Raw genomic sequence first — 1549 nt, 5'->3', positions numbered from 1 at the left:
CCTATGGCATAATCGCAGACGACTTGCGTTTTGATACTCAACTTTCGAACGTTTATGGAAACGCCATTCGCGCTAAACTCGCTACCGCTCAGACAACGCGCTCGGTGGCAGGTTCGTTCTCAAGTTTCGTGACACAAAACCTGCAAAGCATCTGCTCTTTATACCATAGGCATCCACGCTTTTTCATAGATCTTCGGAATCCGATCCCATTGCAATACATGAATCCCCGCCATTCGCCATGCCCGATGCCAAAAGCTGTTTTTGTTTCCACTGTCTGTGGCAAAGCAAAAGAAAAAAGCCGAACTTTTTTGCAAAGAACGGCTCTGGGTGTATAATTATGTTATGAAAACTACAAAAATTATACAGAAAGATTATAGCCTATCTTCGATGAATTATCAATTAAAACTTCCCTTTGAACTGGAAGTTTTGATCCCGGACGATGACCCGGTCCGCCTGTTAAGTGTGTTTGTGGAGGAGCTGGAACTGACGGATCTGTACCGGTCTTACGGAAAGATCAAAAAAGACCAGGTGACACCGCGTCAGATGTTCAAGATCGTGATCTATGCTGCCATGAACCATATCTATTCCAGCAGGGATATTGAAACTGCCTGCCGGAGGGATATCAATTTCATGTATCTGTTAGAAGGAAAACCTGCACCAGACCATGCAACCATTGCCAGGTTCCTCTCCCTTCATTTATCCCAGTGTTCTAAAAAGACATTAGCAGAAGTGACGGAAATGCTCTACAGCCTTGGTGAGATATCCGGGACCCATATCTTTATTGACGGGACAAAAATTGAATCTGCAGCAAACCGGTATACATTTGTATGGAAGAAAGCAGTGACAAAACATCAGCAGAGGCTTTGCCAAAAGATTGCAGTCTTTGTGGAAGAATGCGAGATACTGTATGGGATCCGTTTTATTTTTAATGGAAAGAAATTCGGTTTGAGAACTCTGAAAAAGATTCGGAAAAGACTCTACAAGATTAAAGAGGAAGAAGGGATCGTGTTCGTCCATGGGATTGGAAAAAGAAAAAGCCAGATCCAAAAATCCATTGAAACACTGGAAGGATCCATGGAAAAACTGAAGGAATACACACAGAAGATCCACCTCTGCGGTGACAGGAATAGTTATTCTAAAACAGATCCGGATGCTACTTTTATGAGGATGAAAGAAGACCATATGCAGAACGGACAGCTGAAACCAGCCTATAATCTTCAGCATGGTGTGGATTCCGAATACATTACATGGCTTGATGTAACGCAGAGGCCGACAGATACCAGGACCCTGATCCCGTTTGTAAAAGATATGGAGGAACACCTGTCGTTCCATTATCGGGATATCGTTGCGGATGCCGGTTACGAAAGTGAAGAAAACTATCTGTTTCTCGAAGAAAACGGCCAGACCGCCTATATCAAGCCGAATAACTATGAACAATCAAAGAAACGCAGGTATAAACAGGATATCGGAAGAATGGAAAATATGACATACGATCCGGAGCAGGATCATTATGTTTGTTTTAATGGAAAGAAGATCATTTGGAAATATG

The 1549-nt window shown here is 42.7% G+C and carries 2 protein-coding genes; both read left to right on the top strand.

Annotated features, from left to right (window positions below; translation table 11 throughout):
• The coding region (locus FYJ25_RS14490) for a hypothetical protein (protein WP_205677403.1) at nucleotides 1-335 on the top strand (335 nt) is incomplete at its 5' end.
• 7 nt (nucleotides 336-342) lie between these two features.
• Nucleotides 343-1549: IS1182 family transposase (locus tag FYJ25_RS14310; protein ID WP_154581601.1), on the top strand; the 1207-nt coding region annotated here is incomplete at its 3' end.

It is taken from the genome of Anaerobutyricum soehngenii (assembly GCF_009697165.1).
Lineage (GTDB): Bacteria > Bacillota > Clostridia > Lachnospirales > Lachnospiraceae > Anaerobutyricum > Anaerobutyricum soehngenii.
This window is presented reverse-complemented; position numbering and strand designations above follow the sequence as displayed.